This window comes from Halobacillus litoralis, from assembly GCF_009856445.1.
In the GTDB taxonomy this organism is placed as follows: Bacteria; Bacillota; Bacilli; order Bacillales; family Halobacillaceae; genus Halobacillus; species Halobacillus litoralis.
The window spans coordinates 914490-932729 of the sequence record NZ_WMFA01000002.1 but is presented as its reverse complement, the minus strand read 5'-3'; the positions used below and the strand labels follow the sequence as shown (position 1 = coordinate 932729).

16 protein-coding genes and 1 other RNA gene are annotated in these 18240 nt (G+C 42.0%); 14 read left to right on the top strand and 3 right to left on the bottom strand.

The genetic code is table 11. The features are described 5' to 3' along the window. Positions 1-49: 49 nt before the first annotated feature. From dinG to nth, 7 genes are all read left to right on the top strand, one after another. A complete protein-coding gene (dinG, locus tag GLW00_RS09930) occupies positions 50-2851 on the top strand; it encodes an ATP-dependent DNA helicase DinG (RefSeq protein WP_160913518.1) in 2802 nt (933 codons plus the stop codon). 71 nt (positions 2852-2922) lie between these two features. Beyond that, a complete protein-coding gene (locus GLW00_RS09925) occupies positions 2923-3093 on the top strand; it encodes a YpmA family protein (protein WP_089652552.1) in 171 nt (56 codons plus the stop codon). Then, entirely contained in the window at positions 3047-3583 is a 537-nt protein-coding gene (locus GLW00_RS09920; RefSeq protein WP_160913516.1) for a cell wall elongation regulator TseB-like domain-containing protein, read from the top strand. Before GLW00_RS09925 ends, GLW00_RS09920 begins: the two co-directional genes overlap by 47 nt. A gap of 15 nt (positions 3584-3598) precedes the next feature. Beyond that, positions 3599-4783 (top strand): pyridoxal phosphate-dependent aminotransferase, encoded by a 1185-nt coding sequence (locus tag GLW00_RS09915; RefSeq protein WP_160913515.1) that lies wholly within the window; start codon positions 3599-3601, stop codon positions 4781-4783. Between the two features lie 19 nt (positions 4784-4802). Next, complete coding sequence (gene asnS, locus GLW00_RS09910) at positions 4803-6095, top strand: asparagine--tRNA ligase (RefSeq protein WP_160913513.1); 1293 nt, start codon at positions 4803-4805, stop codon at positions 6093-6095. A 92-nt stretch (positions 6096-6187) separates the two neighbouring features. Beyond that, entirely contained in the window at positions 6188-6883 is a 696-nt protein-coding gene (locus GLW00_RS09905; protein WP_160913511.1) for a DnaD domain-containing protein, read from the top strand. An 8-nt stretch (positions 6884-6891) separates the two neighbouring features. Next, a complete protein-coding gene (gene nth / locus GLW00_RS09900) occupies positions 6892-7551 on the top strand; it encodes an endonuclease III (RefSeq protein ID WP_160913509.1) in 660 nt (219 codons plus the stop codon). 34 nt (positions 7552-7585) lie between these two features. Here nth and GLW00_RS09895 read toward each other — a convergent pair whose 3' ends face one another. Beyond that, positions 7586-10246 (bottom strand): penicillin-binding protein 1A, encoded by a 2661-nt coding sequence (locus GLW00_RS09895; RefSeq protein ID WP_160913507.1) that lies wholly within the window; start codon positions 10244-10246, stop codon positions 7586-7588. 16 nt (positions 10247-10262) lie between these two features. After that, positions 10263-10853, bottom strand: coding sequence for a Holliday junction resolvase RecU (gene recU / locus GLW00_RS09890; protein ID WP_439108892.1), 591 nt, complete (start codon positions 10851-10853; stop codon positions 10263-10265). A 557-nt stretch (positions 10854-11410) separates the two neighbouring features. Here recU and GLW00_RS09885 point away from each other — a divergent pair. Beyond that, complete coding sequence (locus GLW00_RS09885) at positions 11411-11677, top strand: hypothetical protein (RefSeq protein WP_160913503.1); 267 nt, start codon at positions 11411-11413, stop codon at positions 11675-11677. Between the two features lie 56 nt (positions 11678-11733). Then, entirely contained in the window at positions 11734-12105 is a 372-nt protein-coding gene (locus GLW00_RS09880) for a YppE family protein (RefSeq protein WP_160913501.1), read from the top strand. 47 nt (positions 12106-12152) lie between these two features. Here GLW00_RS09880 and GLW00_RS09875 read toward each other — a convergent pair whose 3' ends face one another. Further along, the gene (locus tag GLW00_RS09875) at positions 12153-15200 is read right to left on the bottom strand and encodes an efflux RND transporter permease subunit (protein WP_160913499.1); all 3048 of its coding nucleotides are present in this window, start codon (positions 15198-15200) and stop codon (positions 12153-12155) included. A gap of 174 nt (positions 15201-15374) precedes the next feature. Here GLW00_RS09875 and GLW00_RS09870 point away from each other — a divergent pair, with 174 nt between their 5' ends. The 5 genes from GLW00_RS09870 (at position 15375) to rnpB (ending at position 18151) form a co-directional block, all read left to right on the top strand. Beyond that, on the top strand, positions 15375-15785 hold the full coding sequence (locus GLW00_RS09870; protein WP_160913497.1) for a cytidine deaminase: 411 nt from the start codon (positions 15375-15377) through the stop codon (positions 15783-15785). Between the two features lie 294 nt (positions 15786-16079). Beyond that, entirely contained in the window at positions 16080-16649 is a 570-nt protein-coding gene (locus tag GLW00_RS09865) for a CotD family spore coat protein (RefSeq protein ID WP_160913495.1), read from the top strand. 82 nt (positions 16650-16731) lie between these two features. Next, positions 16732-17295, top strand: a complete 564-nt coding sequence (locus GLW00_RS09860; RefSeq protein WP_160913493.1) for an SLOG family protein — start codon at positions 16732-16734, stop codon at positions 17293-17295. A 77-nt stretch (positions 17296-17372) separates the two neighbouring features. Continuing rightward, positions 17373-17681 carry a cell division regulator GpsB gene (gene gpsB, locus GLW00_RS09855; protein WP_089652604.1) on the top strand — a complete coding sequence of 103 codons (309 nt, stop codon included), beginning with the start codon at positions 17373-17375 and terminating at the stop codon, positions 17679-17681. 95 nt (positions 17682-17776) lie between these two features. Continuing rightward, positions 17777-18151: RNase P RNA component class B (rnpB, locus tag GLW00_RS09850), an RNA gene on the top strand. The last annotated feature ends 89 nt before the right edge of the window (positions 18152-18240 follow it).

The window sequence follows — 18240 nt, the reverse complement described above, 5'->3', positions numbered from 1 at the left end:
ACGTTCTTAGGCAAGGTCCTTCCTTTTTGTTGTGAAAGTAGGGATGAACATGAAAAGATTTGCAATTGTGGATTTAGAGACAACAGGAAATGCGGCTTCAAAAGGGGATCGCATCATAGAAATCGGTGTCGTCGTTATGGAGGAAAATGGGACAGTTGTGGAAGAGTTTTCTTCCCTTGTTTATCCTGAAAAAGAGATTCCCCCGTTTATTCGATCACTAACTGGAATAGAAGATGACGATGTTTTGGATGCACCGCTTTTTTCTGAAATTGTAGAGGATGTTTATCCTCTGTTTCACCATGCTTATATTGTGGCGCATAACATCGAATTCGATCTTGGGTTCCTAAATGATGAATTGGCACGGTGCGGATATCAACCTTTACATAATCCGATTATTGATACCGTCGAATTCGCACGCATTCTTATGCCGACTTCGCCTACTTTCAAACTGGGACAGCTGGCAGAGCGTTTGGATATGGGCCACGATCGGCCACATCGCGCCTTGTCAGATGCTCAAGTCACAGCTGATTTGCTTCTTTATTTATTGAAAGAACTTCAGCGTCTACCAGAGCGTACGATCCACCATTTGCTAAAGATCGAGGGGAAATTGAAAAGTGATTTCAGGGATTTCTTCCTGAAATACTTGGAAGAGAAGCGGTATGGAAACACGAGTGAATCTGATGTGATGCTGAAGCATGGAATCGCTGTACGGAAACAAGTGCCTGAACGTGCATCTAAAGCCGTTCAACTCCCTCCATTCGACACTTGGAAAAGGCAGGTGTTTGAAGGAGAAAATGGCCTTGGAAGCCTGCTTCCTGATTATGAGATCCGAAAAGGACAGCAGGAGATGACGGCAAGTGTCAAACAAGCTCTTACAGAAAATAAACATGCGATATTAGAAGCAGGTGCTGGAACAGGAAAGTCCATCGCTTACCTTCTTTCCGCTGCTTACCAAGCGATGGAGAGTGGTAAACGCGTCGTCATTTCCACTCATACAACGAGTCTGCAAAAACAATTGCTTGAAGAAGAACTCCCTAAAGTAGAACGGATGTTTCCTCGCCCGATTAAAGCGGTTCTTTATAAAGGGAAGGCTCATTATATTAGTTTGATCCACTTTCAATATGAGCTGGAGAGATCGTATCAAGATAATTATGATATTACACTGACAAAAGCGATGATTCTCGTTTGGTTAACCAGGACGCGTACGGGGGATGTGGACGAAATCCAACTACCTTCGAATGGAAGGCAGTTTTGGCATAAAGTTTCATCAGAGCAGTCCAGCAAAACCGTCAGGCTTGGTTTCACAGACGACAGTTTTTTCCAATGGGCCCAGGAGAAAGCAGCACAAGCGGATCTTGTGATTACGAATCATGCTCTATTATGTATGGATATTATGAAAGAGGAATCGGTACTGCCAGAATATGAACATGTGATAATTGATGAAGCACATCATTTAGAAGCAGTAGCTAGTCGGTATTTTGGTGTCCGGATGAATTATCGTGAACTTCAAAGGCACTTGACCCAATTCGGGGAAATATTTCAAAAGAGTCTCTATAAAGAATGGTCTTTGCAGAACGACTTTTATATGAACCTGATCAAGGGGCAGCAATCCATTGATGAAGCCAAGGAAGAACTTAGCCACCTTTCCCGTTATATTTATCAGAGTGTGAAAAAGCAGAAGAGGTTGGGGAAAGGGAAGAGTGACATTGGACGTACCCAGCTTCTTTTGAAGCCGGGTGAGATGCCGTCATTTATTGACACAGCCAAAGAAATGTCTCATCGTTTCTTAGCGATCATTAAAAAACTGATTGTCCATATGGGAAAAATGGAAGAACAGTTGAGAATGCAGCTTGCTGTCAGAGAAGATTACAGTATACCCATTCTTCTCTCCCGGTTGAACAATCAAATGGATGTATGCCACCAAATTCGCTCTCAGCTGATTCATTACTTTGATTTTACTAGAGAAGAAGAAGTGAAATGGGTGGAAATTGAAGGAGAAGGGGCCGTCAATGCCATTTACTTATTCAGTGAACCCTATGATGTCGCTCACCTTCTCGAACAACGGCTTTTCAGAAAGAAGTGCAGCTCTATCCTGACGAGCGCGACCTTATCCACAGGTGGTTCTTTCGAATATATTCGAAAATCACTAGGCTTACAGGACGTTGCCAACACAATCGAATCGATCATCCCGTCTCCTTACAAGTTTCAGGAGCAGGTCCAGCTTATGGTCCCGAATGATTTCCCGAATATAAAGAATGACCCCGATTCGTTTGTTGAAGCGTTGAGTGAAGCGATTTATTCTGTTGCGGAAGTGACAAAAGGCAGAATGCTTGTTTTATTTACATCTTATGAAATGCTTCGTCAAACCTACACCCTTCTGAAAGAGTTTATTGACCCAGAGGAATTTATGGTATTTGCTCAAGGTGTATCAAGCGGGAGTAGAGATCGATTGAAAAAAAACTTTCAAGCATTCGATCAGGCGATACTTCTAGGGACAAGTTCTTTTTGGGAAGGTGTGGACATACCTGGAGAGGATCTCTCTTGTCTCATGATGGTTCGTTTGCCTTTTCAGCCGCCTGATCAGCCTATACAATCGGTGAGAAACGAAAGAATGCAAAAAGAAGGCCGAAATTCATTTATGGAGAAATCCCTGCCTCATGCAATCATCCGGTTTAAACAGGGTTTTGGCAGGTTAATTCGGAGCAGCTCCGATCGAGGAGTCGTCTTTATTTGTGATCAACGGTTGATGGAAGCTCGATACGGGAAATACTTCCTGAGTTCTCTTCCGGAAGTCCCTGTTACTTATGAGTCCACCCGTCAATTAATCAATAAGATTGAAAAATGGCTTTAACTCTAGCGCATGAGTCTGGACGAACCTGTTATAATAAAAAGCGGACCCCGCACAATGGAGGTTTTTTACTGATGGAAAATAAGATAGAAACGTTATCGACGGTCAGAATTCAAAAGTCTGATGATCTTTATAAAATTGTCGATACATTAAACCGAACGCTGAAAGAAAATAATCTTATGTTTGGGTTGGCACTGGATGATGACGATGCTGAGACCGCAGTCTTCACCATTTACCGTACCTAGTTGGTTGAAGTGGACCCTTGCGATAACAGGTACCCTGTTTATTATCGCTATTATCCTTTTCCTGTGGCTCTATATCGATGTGAATCATGACCGCAAACAAGGTCACCCTCTAGCAGAAGAAATCGCTCGGGATAAGGGGAGCCTTGCAAGGATTGACCATGTATCTACATACCATGGCGAAAAAGAGTTTCATATCGTCCAGGGAATAAATAAGTCAAAAGAAGCGTCTATTATATTTATGGATATCAAGGAAAAAAAGATCCTTGAAGAGGTTTCTAAAGAGGAAACACTGCCATTAGAAGAGATGCGCTCCCGCTGGGAGAATACTTGCTCTAATTGTACATTCAAAGATATACAATATGGCTTTGAGGAAGAGGAACCTGTTTTTCAATTGACTTATATCGATGAACAAAACCGCTACGTATTAGACTATTTTACACTGCAGGGTGAAGCGTTTGATCAGCGTTTTGCTTTCAGGCAGAATGAATAAAAGGAGTGAACGTTTATGGAATTAGCACAACGTGTGCAAGCTTTAACACCATCAACAACATTAGCGATTACAGCCAAAGCGAAAGCACTGAAGGCAGAAGGCCACGATGTCATTGGATTGGGAGCGGGCGAACCTGACTTCAATACTCCATCTTATATCCTGGAGGCTGCTAAGCGTGCGATGGATGAAGGAATGACGAAGTACACCCCGGCTGGTGGAGTTCCTGAGCTGAAAAACAGCATTACAGCAAAATTAAAACGCGACCAGGACCTCACTTATACAAATGAGCAAGTGATCGTCACAACAGGTGCGAAACATGCGTTGTTCACATTATTCCAAGTCCTTCTGAACAAGGGGGATGAAGTCATTGTTCCTGCCCCATACTGGGTCAGTTATCCTGAGCAGATTAAACTCGCTGAAGGTACGCCTGTAATTGTATCAGCAGAGGAATCTAATGATTTTAAACTTACACCAGAGCAGCTGAAAGAAGCCATCACACCTAATACGAAAGCCGTCATTATTAATTCACCAAGTAACCCAACGGGTATGATGTATTCCGAATCTGAATTAAAGGCGCTCGGAGAAGTGTGCCTTGAGCATGATGTCCTTATTGTATCGGATGAGATTTACGAAAAATTGATCTATACAGAGGAGAAACATGTTTCCATAGCTCAACTGTCAGAAGAACTTTATGAGCAAACCATCATCATCAACGGGGTTTCGAAATCCCATTCGATGACAGGGTGGAGAATCGGCTTTGCTGCGGGAAACAAAACCGTCATTAAAGCGATGACCAACATGGCTTCCCATTCGACATCAAATCCAACGACAATAGCCCAGTACGCGGCACTCGCTGCCTATACAGCTTCTGAAGAAAAAGTAGAAGAAATGAAGGAAGCATTCAAAGAACGGCTGGATGTTCTTCACAAACGCCTGATCCAAATTCCTGGAGTGCATTGTGCGAAACCATCCGGCGCTTTTTACCTATTTCCTAATGTGAAGGAAGCGGTTGAGCAAGGTGGCTTTCAGGACGTGGATGCGTGGGTGAAAGCTTTATTAGACGAAGAAAAAGTAGCGCTCGTCCCAGGATCCGGCTTCGGCAGCCCTGATAATGTACGCCTGTCCTATGCAACATCTCTTGAGCAGCTCGAAAAAGCGGCTGATCGAATCGAACGTTTTGTAAACAAATATCAATCTTAAGCTTTTGGAGGTTTTTAGTGTGAAAACAACTATTTCTGAAGTATCGAAATATGTAGGAGAAGAAGTTACGTTAGGAGCTTGGCTTAGTAATAAACGCTCCAGTGGTAAAATTGCATTCTTGCAGCTTCGTGATGGAACAGGATTTATGCAAGGGATCGTTGTGAAAGCAGAAATCGGTGAAGATAAGTTTCAGGATGCGAAAGCTTTAACACAAGAGTCATCCCTTTACGTGACAGGAGTGATCGTGGAAGATACTCGTTCGCCTCTTGGATATGAAATGCAGGTGAAAGACTTTGAAGTCATTCACGAAGCGGTCGATTATCCGATTACACCAAAAGAACACGGCCCAGAATTCCTGATGGATCATCGCCATTTGTGGTTACGTTCTAAGCGTCAACATGCTGTAATGAAAGTGCGAAACGAAATTATTCGTTCCACTTACGAGTTTTTCAATGACAATGGTTATGTCAAAATTGATCCTCCAATCCTTACAGGGTCATCAGCGGAAGGAACGACAGAACTCTTCCATACAAAATATTTTGAAGAAGATGCCTACTTGTCTCAAAGTGGTCAGCTGTACATGGAGGCTGCTGCTATGGCGTTTGGCCGCGTATTCAGTTTTGGACCAACGTTCCGTGCTGAGAAATCAAAAACCCGCCGCCACTTGATTGAATTCTGGATGATTGAACCAGAAATGGCCTTCATGGACCATGAAGACAGTCTTCAAGTACAGGAACAGTATGTTTCCCATGTAGTACAGTCAGTTCTTAAAAATTGTAAGATTGAACTTGATGCTCTTGGTCGCGACACAGAGAAACTTGAAAAGATTCAAGCTCCATTCCCTCGCATAAGTTATGACGATGCTATTCAATTATTGAAAGATAAAGGGTTTGATGATATTGAATGGGGAGAAGATTTCGGAGCCCCACATGAAACAGCGATTGCAGAAAGTTATGACAAGCCTGTTTTCATCACTAATTATCCTGCTGAAATCAAAGCATTCTATATGAAGCCAGATCCTGAGCGCCCTGAAGTGGTTCTGTGTGCGGATTTGATCGCTCCGGAAGGATATGGTGAAATCATTGGTGGATCTCAACGGATTGATGATCTTGAACTAATGAAGCAGAGGTATGAAGAACATGATCTCACAGGGGATGCGTACAAATGGTATTTACAGTTACGCGAATACGGAAGCGTCCCGCACTCAGGCTTTGGACTAGGTCTTGAACGTACGGTAGCTTGGATTTCAGGGGTCGAGCACGTTCGTGAGACGATTCCATTCCCTCGTCTATTAAATCGACTGTACCCGTGATCATTAATCATGAGGATGAACGAACACCGATCTAACGCCCTTGGCGTATCGGTGTTTTTCATTCCATGAAGATTAAGAATGGAGGGATTGATTTGGCTAAATACCAAAGCTTTCAAAACATCATGGATAACCAAATGGTCGTTCCAACCAAACTTCTTGAAAATTTCCATCAGCTGAAGTTGAATGAAACCGAATTGGTCGTTCTTTTACAAATTCACCGTTTTCGCACAGAAGGCAATGGTTTTCCTACGCCTGAACAACTAGCGACTCATCTTTCTATTTCTGCTCAAGAATGTTCACGAGTGCTTAGGAGTTTGATCCAAAAAAGAATGATGACCATTGAACAGAACCAAAATGAAGATCGTGTCCTTAATGAGCATTATTCATTAGAGCCTTTGTGGGAAAAACTGTTCGCCGTATCTCAGAAGCCTCAAATAAATGACCGCTCGTATGATGAAAATATCTTTCCGTTGTTCGAGCAGGAATTTGGAAGACCACTGTCTCCATTTGAAATTGAGACTATTAACATATGGCTTGATGAAGAAGAACAATCTCCTGCATTGATCAAGGCTGCGTTAAGAGAAGCTGTATTGATGAGTAAATTAAATTTTAAATATATTGACCGGATTCTTAGAGAGTGGAAGCGGAAAGGTGTCAAAACGGTGGAACAGGCCCGGGAACAGGGAAAGCAGTTCCGCCAAGGGCAACAGGCGCCTAAAACCCAAAAACAGGAAAATAAGAAGCGGGATATCTCCCTTTACTATAATTGGTTGGAGGAGGATTCATAAAAAACACAATGTTGAATAAACAGCAAATCCGTCATTGTTTAGATACGTTTGAGGAAATGTTCCCGGAAGCTGAGTGTGAATTGACCCACAGCAATCCTTTTGAACTTCTCGTTGCGGTTGTTCTATCTGCACAAGCGACTGATGCATTAGTGAACAAAGTAACCCCTCAACTTTTTGAAAAATATAAAAAACCTGAGGATTATATCGCTGTTCCTTTGGAAGAGCTTCAGGATGATATTAAACGGATCGGTCTATACAGGAACAAAGCAAAGAATATAAAGAAGCTATCCCAAACACTTGTTGAGAAATTTAATGGGGAAGTCCCTCCGACAAAAACAGAGCTGGAAAGTTTAGCTGGAGTAGGGAGAAAAACGGCAAACGTCGTAGCTTCTGTTGCTTTTGATGAACCTGCCATAGCGGTGGATACACACGTGGAACGTGTGTCCAAACGTCTTGCGTTTTGTCGATGGAAAGATTCTGTCTTGGAAGTGGAAAAGACACTGATGAGGAAAATACCGGAAGAGGAGTGGAGTGTCACCCATCACCGGATGATATTTTTTGGTCGTTATCACTGTAAAGCGCAACGTCCGAATTGCGAAGAATGTCCTTTGTTATTTTTGTGCAGGGAAGGTCAAAAAAGGATGAAGAAAATAGAGAAAGCCACATAGGAAAACCCTCTCGATTATTCGAGAGGGTTTTTGTTTAGGCTGCATCTTCTTGTTGGTTTTCCTGCTGGTCTTCAGCTGGTGGTTGTTCTTCATTATCAGAACCACTGTCGCCACCTGAACCAGATCCATCTTCTTGATTTTGGTCATTGCTTTCACTGTCATCATTATTTTGAGGTTCATCTTCTTGGTCAGAACCTTGACCATCACCCTGACCATTTCCTTGCCCATCGCCGTTATTGTTACCATTACCGTTTCCGTTTCCGTCGTTATTTCCTTGTCCGTCCCCTTCGTTGTTATCTTCAGAAGGCGTTTCTTCCTCTGTGTTCTCGCCATTATCTTCTTGATTTTCTTCGTCTTCTTCAGGAGTTTCCTGGTCAAGAGAACCTGGGGCTTGAACCGTGACGGTAGCCGAATCACTATTTGCTGTATTATCGTCATCACTGATGACTACAACAGCAAATTCGTAAGTTGCACCAGGATCAACGTTCGTAATCTCGACACTTGTTTCCTTCGTAGTTGTCAATTCTCTCATTTCACCACCATCAATGGAGGCAGCGACACGGAAACTGATGCCATCTGTATTTCCGTACGACCAAGAAAGATCAATACTGGAAGTTTCTTCATTAAACTTTCCGGCCAGGGACTGAACGGGATCCAATTTCTGATAAGCTTCTGATACCTTGGATGGTTGATTGTCTACGTGGAATAGTTCTGTAACAATACGGTCCGAAGGTGTATATTCACTAGGTAAACGTGCAGGTCTTGACCCTTTTTCTACATCCACCCATGTAACAGAATCCGGTTTAGTAAAATCAGCCGTTTCTATTCCTTGCGATAATTGAGTCATCAAAGGCTTGTAAATCTGTTTGGGTATATTTTTTGCGGCCTGGGACATGGGATCTTCCTCATCGTACCCGGCCCAAACGGAGATAGAATAGTTTGTTGTGTATCCATTGAACCAGGAGTCTGATGCATAATCTCCACGGTTTGTCGTTCCCGTTTTACCTGCGTCATTAATACCCGGTACATTGGCAGCTGTTCCTGTACCTTCACTCATCGTTGTTTTCAGCATATCAGAGATCATAAAGGCCGTGTAGCTGTTCATGGCAGACTTAGGTTCTGGAGTCAGCTCAATGGTACCTTCTCCCGGCACTTCTACTTTTGTAACGGTATGTGGTTCGTTATATACGCCTTCATTACCAAAAGCAGCGTAGGCGGCTGCCATTTCTTTAGGATTCGTCCCCACTCCGCCTCCAATGGCATCTGAAAGCATAAAACCTTTATCAGGGACTTTAAAACCGAGCCCTTTTGCAAACTCTTCAGCTTTATCAATCCCTACTTCTTCCATTAATTTGATGGTCGGTATATTTAATGAACGGCTTAATGCGTATCTTGCAGACACCCATCCTCTAAACTGATTATCGAAGTTGCTTGGTGTCCAACCGTCGTTGACGTCAAATTCAGTCTTTTCATCTTTTATCTGATGATAGGTGGACATTTTATTATATTGTATAGCTGGCCCGTAAGCAGTGATTGGTTTGAATGTTGAGCCGGGTTGACGTTTGATTTGAGTCGCTGTATTGAATTGACCTTTCTGGTAGTTCCGGCCTCCGCCAATTGCTCGGATGGCGCCAGTCTGTGTATCGGTTACAGTCACTCCTGCCATTAATTTTTCATCCGGCCATGGAGTAGGGCCATCATTGCTTAAGAGTTGTTGAACTTGCTCCTGAGCTTTAGGGTCCAGTGTGGTATAAATCTTCAGTCCATCTTTGTAAATATCTGAACCGTCCATTTTTTCTTTGATTTCACGTTCTACTTCATCTAAGAACGCTTGGAATGGCGCTTCTTTTTCAGGTTGTCTTTCAATCAACATATCTTCGATCTTCACTTGACGTGCCTCTTCTGCTTCAGCCTCGGTTATTTTCCCGTGCTGCACCATCAAACTAAGAACCGTGTTCATTCGATCCTTCGCTAAATCCGGGTTTTCAAATGGCATGTAGCCGCTTGGTCTTTGTGGCAGACCTGCCAATAGGGCTGCCTCAGGCAGTGTAAGTTCACTCAGGTCTTTCTTACCAAAATAAGTTTCCGCAGCTTCAGCAACTCCATAAGCCCCTGCACCGTAATAAATCTTATTCAGGTACATTTCTAAAATCTTCTCTTTGGAGTATTCCTGGTCTAACTTCACAGCCAAATACTGTTCCTGTACTTTACGTTTGATTGTTTTATCCTTCGTCAAAAACGATTCTTTGACAACTTGTTGTGTAATTGTACTGGCTCCTTCAGCACCGAATCCACCTGTAATGTTGGCCAGTACCGCACCACCGATTCTGCGAAAATCAATGCCGATATGATTGAAGAAACGTACATCTTCTGTAGCTAATACGGCATCCTCCAGAACGGGAGGGATGTCATTGTATGTGATTTTCGTCCGTCGTTCGTCTCCGGCTAAGTCAGCAAACAAGTCTCCATTTTTGTCGTAAACCTTGGAAGAGAAAGGATCGGATAATTTCGATTCATCTAAACTCGGAGCGGTAGCGACATAATAGGCAAATAATGCTCCAACCCCTAACATCAGAACAACGCCGATGGTTAAAAGGGTCATGAAAATCTTTTTGAATTTTGATGTGCTTTTTCCTTTTTTCGATGATTTCATCTGTTTTCTTCTTGCTGTACGTGACTGGCTATCGTTGGCCATTTACATTTCCTCCATTTCAGAAATAAAGCTTATCGATGGCTGTGGCATAGTGAACCCTAGCCTGATAATGAAAAGGGATATTGATTCCTTCTTTTGTAATAAAAGCATAAGGAATCGATTTCCTTCCCCCGTTCCACTGATTTTCCCAAAAGGAAAAGATCGATGAGGAGGGAAGGAGGTACGTTTCTTCTAAAGGGGTAAACTTTATGATCATAAAGCTGATCCCACCATGTGCCTGCACAGCCCTCATGTGATCAATCTGGTGCTGATGGACATTACTTAATGGAAAAGAAGTTTTGTTCTTCGTTTCTTTTGCCTCAAAATCGATGTACTTTCCACGATAAACCCCGTTAAAGTCTGTAGTAGAAGCTTGTTTGAAATAGGCTTCTTTAATAACAGCAGCGCTTCGCTTGGGGTAATCCACTTGTACAATTTGAACAGGCGTAGGTTTTTTATGGACCACCGCAACTCCTGCTTGCAAATAATATTCGTTGGTTACATTAATGTCTTCTTCCAGTGACATTCCCCTGTTACTGAAATCCGGTTTTGTTTTTCCTTTGGGAGCTAAATTCGCCTTGGAACCACGTCTCCCATTGGGGTAATTCACAACCAATCCCTCCCTATAGCCATGAGAGTATCATACCAAATTTTCGTGTCCAAGAATATATACATGAGACTCATTTTATATAGACGTATAAAAGAAAGGAAAGTTTCACCTGTCACACGATTGACACATGTAAGGAAACCGCCATGACTATCTTCCCTTCCACAATCCATTCAAAACCCTAATCATATTCCTTCGATATCGCTTAGTTTTTTTTGTCTCGTGAAGATATAAAAAGATGGGGAGGGGGAAGCTGATGTCATATCCCGGTTTTATAGGGTTTATAAAAAAAGCTGCTGCTATAAAAAATAGCAACAGCTTCTGTCCAGTCACGTAGAAGGGCGGTTCTCTCCAGTTAATTTAGGATTGTCAGTTCTGGCCGGTGTCGGCTTCTTATTTTTCTTATCTTTTTTCTTAGCCATATGCTTTTCTCCTTTTATGTCGAAGATTAAAGTCAGGTTTGACTTGTTTTGTTGCTTTAGTTCTAGTCTTGTCATCCGTAAAGGAGTTATGCATGCAAGAGCGAATTTATAACACACCAATAAAAGGGGGAGTAATGTATGAAAAAAAATAGTGTCATCACGCCGAATGAATTTGAGGATCAGCTTTCGCACTTACAGGAAAAATTCTCCTTGCTTGAGCGTAGGTTGTCAATCAAAACAGATGAAATCGTGTTCAATATGGCCGTCTCCCACCGTAAAGACATAGATGAATTGAAAAATGAGGTCTTCAGTCTTCGTGATGAATTAAGGAAGATAAAAAGGGAACGTCGGTATGAATATATGGGTAAGGTTGCTCAACAGGCCAAACGTCGTTCCGTAGGTTGATTTTGATGCCTTTTGTTCCCTCATGATATTATGAAGGAGGAAAGGTGTGGAATGTTATGAATTTAAAAGCCAATACGATTGAATTAAAGCGTCTCATTGATGAACAACATCAACGCTTTTTAAATACGGAGGGTCCTGTAGAAAAAAAGAGCTATGATTTTTTTAATCAGGTTAAAAAGGAAACAAAACCGATGTTCCAATTGACCAATGAATGGGTAAAGGAAGCGGAGGAATTTGTAAAAGACCGGAAGACAAATGTACATCCAAACCAAGTGAAATCAACGCATGAGAATATTGAAATGATTATTCTCCATAGTTACTACCTGGATGTACACCGTAAGAGGTTCAAAGAATTGTATCAGTCCTCCCATTATGTATTGGATATGATCCTTGATGATCTGCAACAACATGAAAAAAGCTCCCAATAATGGGAGCTTTTTTTCATTCAAACGATTCTCATAAATCGTCCATAGATTTATTTTCTGGATATTAATAAATAAAAAGATGGGACAAGCAGCAATGTGAGTACTGTTGAAAATGCAAGGCCGGATACAATCGATACCGCTAATGGCTTAAACAACACATCTCCTGTGTAAATGATAGGAGCCAAGGCTGCAATCGATGTTAATGAAGTAAGGACTATAGGACGGATTCTTGCCCTGCCTGCTTCAATGACAGCTTCGACGTTACTGCTGTAACGTTCACGGTTCTGCTCAATAAATTCGACAAGAATGACAGAGTTCCTCACAACTATACCTGAAAGAGATACAATGCCCAATACTGCTAAGAAACTGAGGGGTTCCCCTGATACAAAAAGCCCTATAATAGCCCCTGTCACAGCTAAAAATACGGTTCCTGTTATCAATAAAGGCATAAGCAAGGAGTTGAATTGAATAGCAATTGTCAAATAAATCAAGAACAAGACGATAACAAAGAGTTTTGTTACTTCTACAAAGAACTCGGAACGAGCATCGGATTCGCCGCTTTCAACAAGCGTATAACCCTCTGGAAGATCATTCTTAATTTCATTTACAACATCTGTTGATTCCTGGGAGAATGTACTTTCCATTCCCTCTTCCGGATATGCTTCAACCGTAATGGTGCGGTCTCCATCCAAGTGTGGAATCACACCGATCCGCTCGCTTGATTCTGTTGTGATAATTTCATCAAGCGTAAGAATTTCTGGCGGCCCGCCGCCCTGATTCGACTGCTGGCTGACTACATTCAGCTCAGATAGGTCTACACCATCTTCTACACCGTCATCAACCATAACTTCAATAGGTAAACGCTCCACACCATTGTCAAAGGTACCTAGAGGCACACCGATATTTGCCAGTTGGAGTTGAGAAGTGATTTGGTTGATCGGGATGTTATTTTCTGCAAGCAAAGAACGGTCCGCATTGTATTCCGTGAAAGGCTGCGTCTCTGCGTTAAGTGTAGTTATTTCAGCACCTTCCAGCTCACTTAATCGTTTTCCTGCATTCTTCGCTTCAGCGATTAACGTTTCAATCTCAGGACCTTGAATTTTGATCTGTACAGGTGGTGAAGGTGGTGGACCAGAAACAATAGTTTCAAGGAAAATTTCACTATCCGGGAATTTCTCCCTTAAAGGCTCTTCCCATTCTTCTATAAAGTCACTGGCGCTCGTTTGGTCTCTGTCGACTCGAACGAGAACCTGGCCTGTGTTTTCACCTGACCGTTGCAACCCTGAACTAAATAAATTAGGAAGTCCACTTCCTGAATAAATGGCTGTTTCAGTAATGTTTTCTTCAGAAGTCTCCAGGTAATCCGTTAATTCCTGTAACTTTTGTTCCGTTTCCTGAATCGTTGTCCCTTGGGGGTTCTCGACAGAAATGGTTACTTCCGGACGATCCGCAGCAGGGAAGAATTCAAAAGGAATCTTAATCGCTAAAGTGGCTAAAAGGGCACAAACGATCAGACCAATCAGCGAAGTGACTAATGGCTTCTTCGTAGTAGTAGGAAGAATCCGGTCAGCGTAGGTACGTTCTAACCAGTCAAACAAACCACCAAGAAGTCCAGACTTTGCTTTTCTGGATTTTTGCTTCCGCCTTCTTCTGACATATTGAACGGTAGGAATAAACGTCAGTGCAATGATTGTGGATGCGAGCACCGTGAAAATCAAGACCGATGGTAAGGCTCTGATGAAATCCCCATTGGTTCCAGATAAGAACGTTAAAGGGAGGAAACTGAAAATAATCATGAGTGTTGAAGTAACGATAGACTTGCCAACTTCTTTTACACCCCGGATGGTTCCTTCCATCGGACCATCTCCAAGTTGGAACCTTCTTTGAATGTTGTCATTGACGACAATCGCATCATCAACCAATATCCCGATAGCTATAATCATCCCAATAATTGATATCTGGTTTAAATCGACTCCGACATATGGAAGAGGAATTAAACCGATGAGAATGGATATTGGGATTGATAAAGCGACGAGAATCGCTGACGAAATGGGCAGACCCAGTACCATTATGATAATGACAGCAAGAAATGAAATGGCAAAGGAAGTAATAAGGTTTGAAAATACTTCATCAATAATTGTACTTTGTGTATAAAAACGATCGACCTCGATTTCTTCCGGCAACTGTTCTGACAAAACGTTAATCTTGTCTGTCAACTCTTCCTGAAGGGCACTAATGTTTACTCCTTCTTCAGTAAGCACGGTAACAGATAGAGCCGCTTTGTCTTTATAAGTAATTAGGTCTTCCACTTCTTTGTTGGCAATCTCAATAGAGCCGATTTCAGACAGTTTCACAGGCTCTCCGTCAGAGTTATTTCCGACAAATAAGCCTTCCAATTCTTGAATGTCTGAATATTTTTCGAAGATCAATTGATGAATGGTGCCATCTCTTTGTTCTGTACCAATTGGAGAAGGTCCAAGTTCGTCACTTAAGGAACGAATGACAGATGAAGGTGAGAGTTGCAACTCATTCAATTGATCATTATCCAAACTGACGGCTACTTTTTGGTCAGGCAGACCTTTAACTAAAACGGAATCGACCCCGGGGGTCTTTGTCAATTCTGCCTTCCATTTTTCCAAATCTTCTCTTAAATTAAATAGTTCTGTCCGTTCATCACTGTATAGATGATAGGAAGCCACAGCGGACATAGTCATATCTGTGTTTACATTAGGAGCCTGGACTTCTTCAGGAAAAGACCTGGATACTTCTGATACGGCCTGCCGGATCTTTGCATTCGTCGTATCTGTATCCTGTCCTCCGGATAGTGTAGCGGTTACTGTACCGAATCCGGTTGTGGACGCAGAAGTGACTTCATCAATCCCTTCTGTACTAAGAAGCTCTTCTTCTAAAGGATTGATGATTGTCCGTTCCACTTCTTGAGGTGTGGCCCCAGGATACACGGTTGAAATGGATGAGACATTTACATTAATTTCTGGGATTTCCCTTTTCGGTAGTTGCAGATAGGTGAAAATTCCTGTTGAAATTAATAACAAAATAAAAATCCAAATGATTTTGTTGTAATTTAAAATTGACTTCATTTCGTTCCTCCTAAACCAATATGATTTTCATGCTCCTTCAGTATAAACTTTTTTCCGACACATGTGTCAATTAAATGCTCTCTCGATGTGCTGACGAACAGTTGATATGAAACCGCTTTACATTTATGCTGTATTCATATATAATGACCTTCCCATGAATAGGGAGGGATATCAATGGAAACGAAACAACTAATTAATGAAGCAAAAAAAATAAGGGAAAGAGCTTATGTACCTTATTCTAAATTTCCTGTCGGGGCTGCACTAGTCACGGAAGATGGAACCCTTTATACAGGATGCAATATAGAGAATGCCGCTTACCCTGTAACTTGTTGTGCTGAAAGAGTGGCGATTTTTAAGGCCGTTTCTGATGGACATGCCAAATTCAAGGAGCTGGCCGTTGTTGCTGATACGAAAAGACCAGTTCCCCCGTGTGGATCTTGCCGTCAAGTCATGAGTGAATTTTTCCAGTCTGATGTTAAAATTTATACAACAAACCTGCATGGCGATACGAAAACATTCACAATGGAAGAAATTTTGCCATTTTCGTTTTCTTCAGCTGATTTATCTGAAGAGGAAGCGGAATAGAGAGAAAAAGGATGAGAATCTCATCCTTTTTTTATTTCTTTCATTTTTTGAATCTGGAGAAATAAATGGTTGGCAAGTCTTCATTTCAGTAACAGGTTAAACGTGTTTATCTACTAACCGCCCAGTATGAAAGATGGAGTAGAAACCAAAGCTTGAGGACTGTCTCAACATTTTTATAGGGATGTATGGGTATTTGTTGATCAGAAATTAAAGGATATGATGATATCGCCTAGTACATTCACGCTCTTTGTGACATACGCTGATAAGGAATAACAGAACAAGGAGTGAAAGCACATGCATCAACAGTCTATGCAGGACTCTTGCGGATGTGGACCTATGTCCCCAATGTCGCCAGCCGGAAACCGTAGACCGATCGTATGTCCGGTTCAAAACTGTGTGGTGGATAACTACTTCTGTGAAAATCAAGACTACATTCATCCTACCCACATTCTCGTACGAAACAATCATACGTTGAACAACAACCATTATTTCCCGTATATGGTTTCTGAGCAGAACAATTTCCGAACTCAAGATTTCGCTTTTCCTCAAGGATCTTCACCAGATTATAACTGGATGGATTATATGAATCCTCAAGACATGGGTCAAATGCCTATGGGCCAAGGCCAAATGCCAATGATGAACGAAGAGGATATGGAAGAAATGGAAGGTATGATGGGCCAGGGGCAGATGCCGATGATGGGTCAGGGCCAGATGCCAATGATGGGCCAAGGTCAAACGCCAATGATGGGTCAGGGCCAAATGCCGATGATGGGCGACGGTCAGATGCCAATGATGGGTCAGGGCCAAATGCCGATGATGGGTAACGGCCAGATGCCAATGATGGGCCCCGGATCAAATAGCTAATAGAGATAAGCCACAAACTGTGGCTTATTTTCTTTTTTTCAGGAAACATAATAAAATGAATAAAGGGTAAGGAGGTTGAACATTGAAAACCATAGTTGTGACGGGTTATAAACCGATGGAAATGGGTATTTTTAAGAATAATGACCCAAAAGTCGATTTCGTAAAAGAGGCCATAAAAAAGAGATTGCTTTCCTACATAGAAGAAGGTTTACAGTGGGTGCTTATTTCCGGACAAATGGGAGTAGAGTTATGGACGGCTGAAGTGGTCCTCGATCTTAAAGAAGAGTATGAGATAAAATTAGGGGTTCTCCCACCTTTTGAAAACCAGGAAGAGCGTTGGCCGGAAGATCTCAAGCTTGTTTATGAGGAGATAACAATGATCGCCGATTTCTACCAGCCGATTTATAATAAAGGATATGAAGGACCTTATCAATTCAAAGCAAAAGATCAATTTTTAATCGATCATTCGGAAGGATGTCTCGTGCTGTTTGATGAAGATACAGAAGGGAGCCCGCAGTATTTCTTGAGACTAGCGAAAAAGGCTCAGGATCAAGGAAGCTATGAGATTGTTTATATTACTCCATTAGACCTTGAAGAGACTGTAGAAGAGCTTCGGATGGCGGATCCAGATTTCTGGAGTCAATAAATGTTCTGGATTTGAAATTGACATTTCCGTGACCTTTTGAAAAAATGAATATAATGTGTGAAACAGAGGTGAAAATAATGAACTTAGAAGAGTATCATTTAAGTGGAAAGGATATACTTGAAAAAGACTTTAAAACGTCTATGAGAGGGTATAACCAAGAAGAAGTAGATGAGTATCTGGACTTGATCATTCAGGATTATGACCGTTTTCAGCAGGAAATCGAACGTCTTCAGCAGGAAAATGACCGTTTGAAGAAAATGTCATCACGTGAAACCACACAGAGACAAAGGCAACCATCTACAAATAACCATCAAGTGAACTATGACATCTTAAAGCGTGTTTCAAACTTAGAGAAGGCAGTTTTTGGCAATAAGTACGCAGACTAACATCCGCATTTTTCCAATGACAAGCGTCCAAGTGTCTGTTATAATGGTTTAGCACGTCTTAAATGACGTAATGACAAATGTTAATGCTCATTTGAATACTCGGGTAATCGCTGTATAGGTTTCTATACAGAGGAAAGTCCATGCTCGCACAAGCTGCGATGCTTGTAGTGTTCGTGCTTGACGAAACCATAAGTCAAGGGAGTTCTTTGGAACTTACGGCAGGGAAAATTCCTAAGTCTTCGATATGGAATGACTACCTTGAAAGTGCCACAGTGACGGAGCCGGAGTAGAAATACTTCGGGTGGAACGAGGTAAACCCCACGAGCGAGCAACCCAAATATAGGTAGGGGCACTTTTCAATGGGAAATGAACCAGAGAAGAGGCCGTTTGACGGCAGATAGATGATTGCCACCGGAGTACGAGGTTGACCACCGTTTGCAGTACAATGGCACAGAACATGGCTTACAGAGTATTCAAAGGTCGCTAATGATACAGATGACACCCTTCTGGAAAGCCTTAAGCTTTTTGGAAGGGTTTTTTCTTTTTGTATAACAATATT

What these genes read in the sequence shown, in the direction of transcription:
- dinG (WP_160913518.1), top strand. Translation starts at nt 50, where the DNA reads ATGAAAAGATTTGCAATTGTGGATTTAGAGACAACAGGAAATGCGGCT.
- GLW00_RS09925 (WP_089652552.1), top strand. Translation starts at nt 2,923, where the DNA reads ATGGAAAATAAGATAGAAACGTTATCGACGGTCAGAATTCAAAAGTCT.
- GLW00_RS09920 (WP_160913516.1), top strand. Translation starts at nt 3,047, where the DNA reads ATGATGACGATGCTGAGACCGCAGTCTTCACCATTTACCGTACCTAGT.
- GLW00_RS09915 (WP_160913515.1), top strand. Translation starts at nt 3,599, where the DNA reads ATGGAATTAGCACAACGTGTGCAAGCTTTAACACCATCAACAACATTA.
- nth (WP_160913509.1), top strand. Translation starts at nt 6,892, where the DNA reads ATGTTGAATAAACAGCAAATCCGTCATTGTTTAGATACGTTTGAGGAA.
- GLW00_RS09895 (WP_160913507.1), bottom strand. Translation starts at nt 10,246, where the DNA reads ATGGCCAACGATAGCCAGTCACGTACAGCAAGAAGAAAACAGATGAAA.
- GLW00_RS09885 (WP_160913503.1), top strand. Translation starts at nt 11,411, where the DNA reads ATGAAAAAAAATAGTGTCATCACGCCGAATGAATTTGAGGATCAGCTT.
- GLW00_RS09880 (WP_160913501.1), top strand. Translation starts at nt 11,734, where the DNA reads ATGAATTTAAAAGCCAATACGATTGAATTAAAGCGTCTCATTGATGAA.
- GLW00_RS09875 (WP_160913499.1), bottom strand. Translation starts at nt 15,200, where the DNA reads ATGAAGTCAATTTTAAATTACAACAAAATCATTTGGATTTTTATTTTG.
- GLW00_RS09870 (WP_160913497.1), top strand. Translation starts at nt 15,375, where the DNA reads ATGGAAACGAAACAACTAATTAATGAAGCAAAAAAAATAAGGGAAAGA.
- GLW00_RS09865 (WP_160913495.1), top strand. Translation starts at nt 16,080, where the DNA reads ATGCATCAACAGTCTATGCAGGACTCTTGCGGATGTGGACCTATGTCC.
- gpsB (WP_089652604.1), top strand. Translation starts at nt 17,373, where the DNA reads ATGAACTTAGAAGAGTATCATTTAAGTGGAAAGGATATACTTGAAAAA.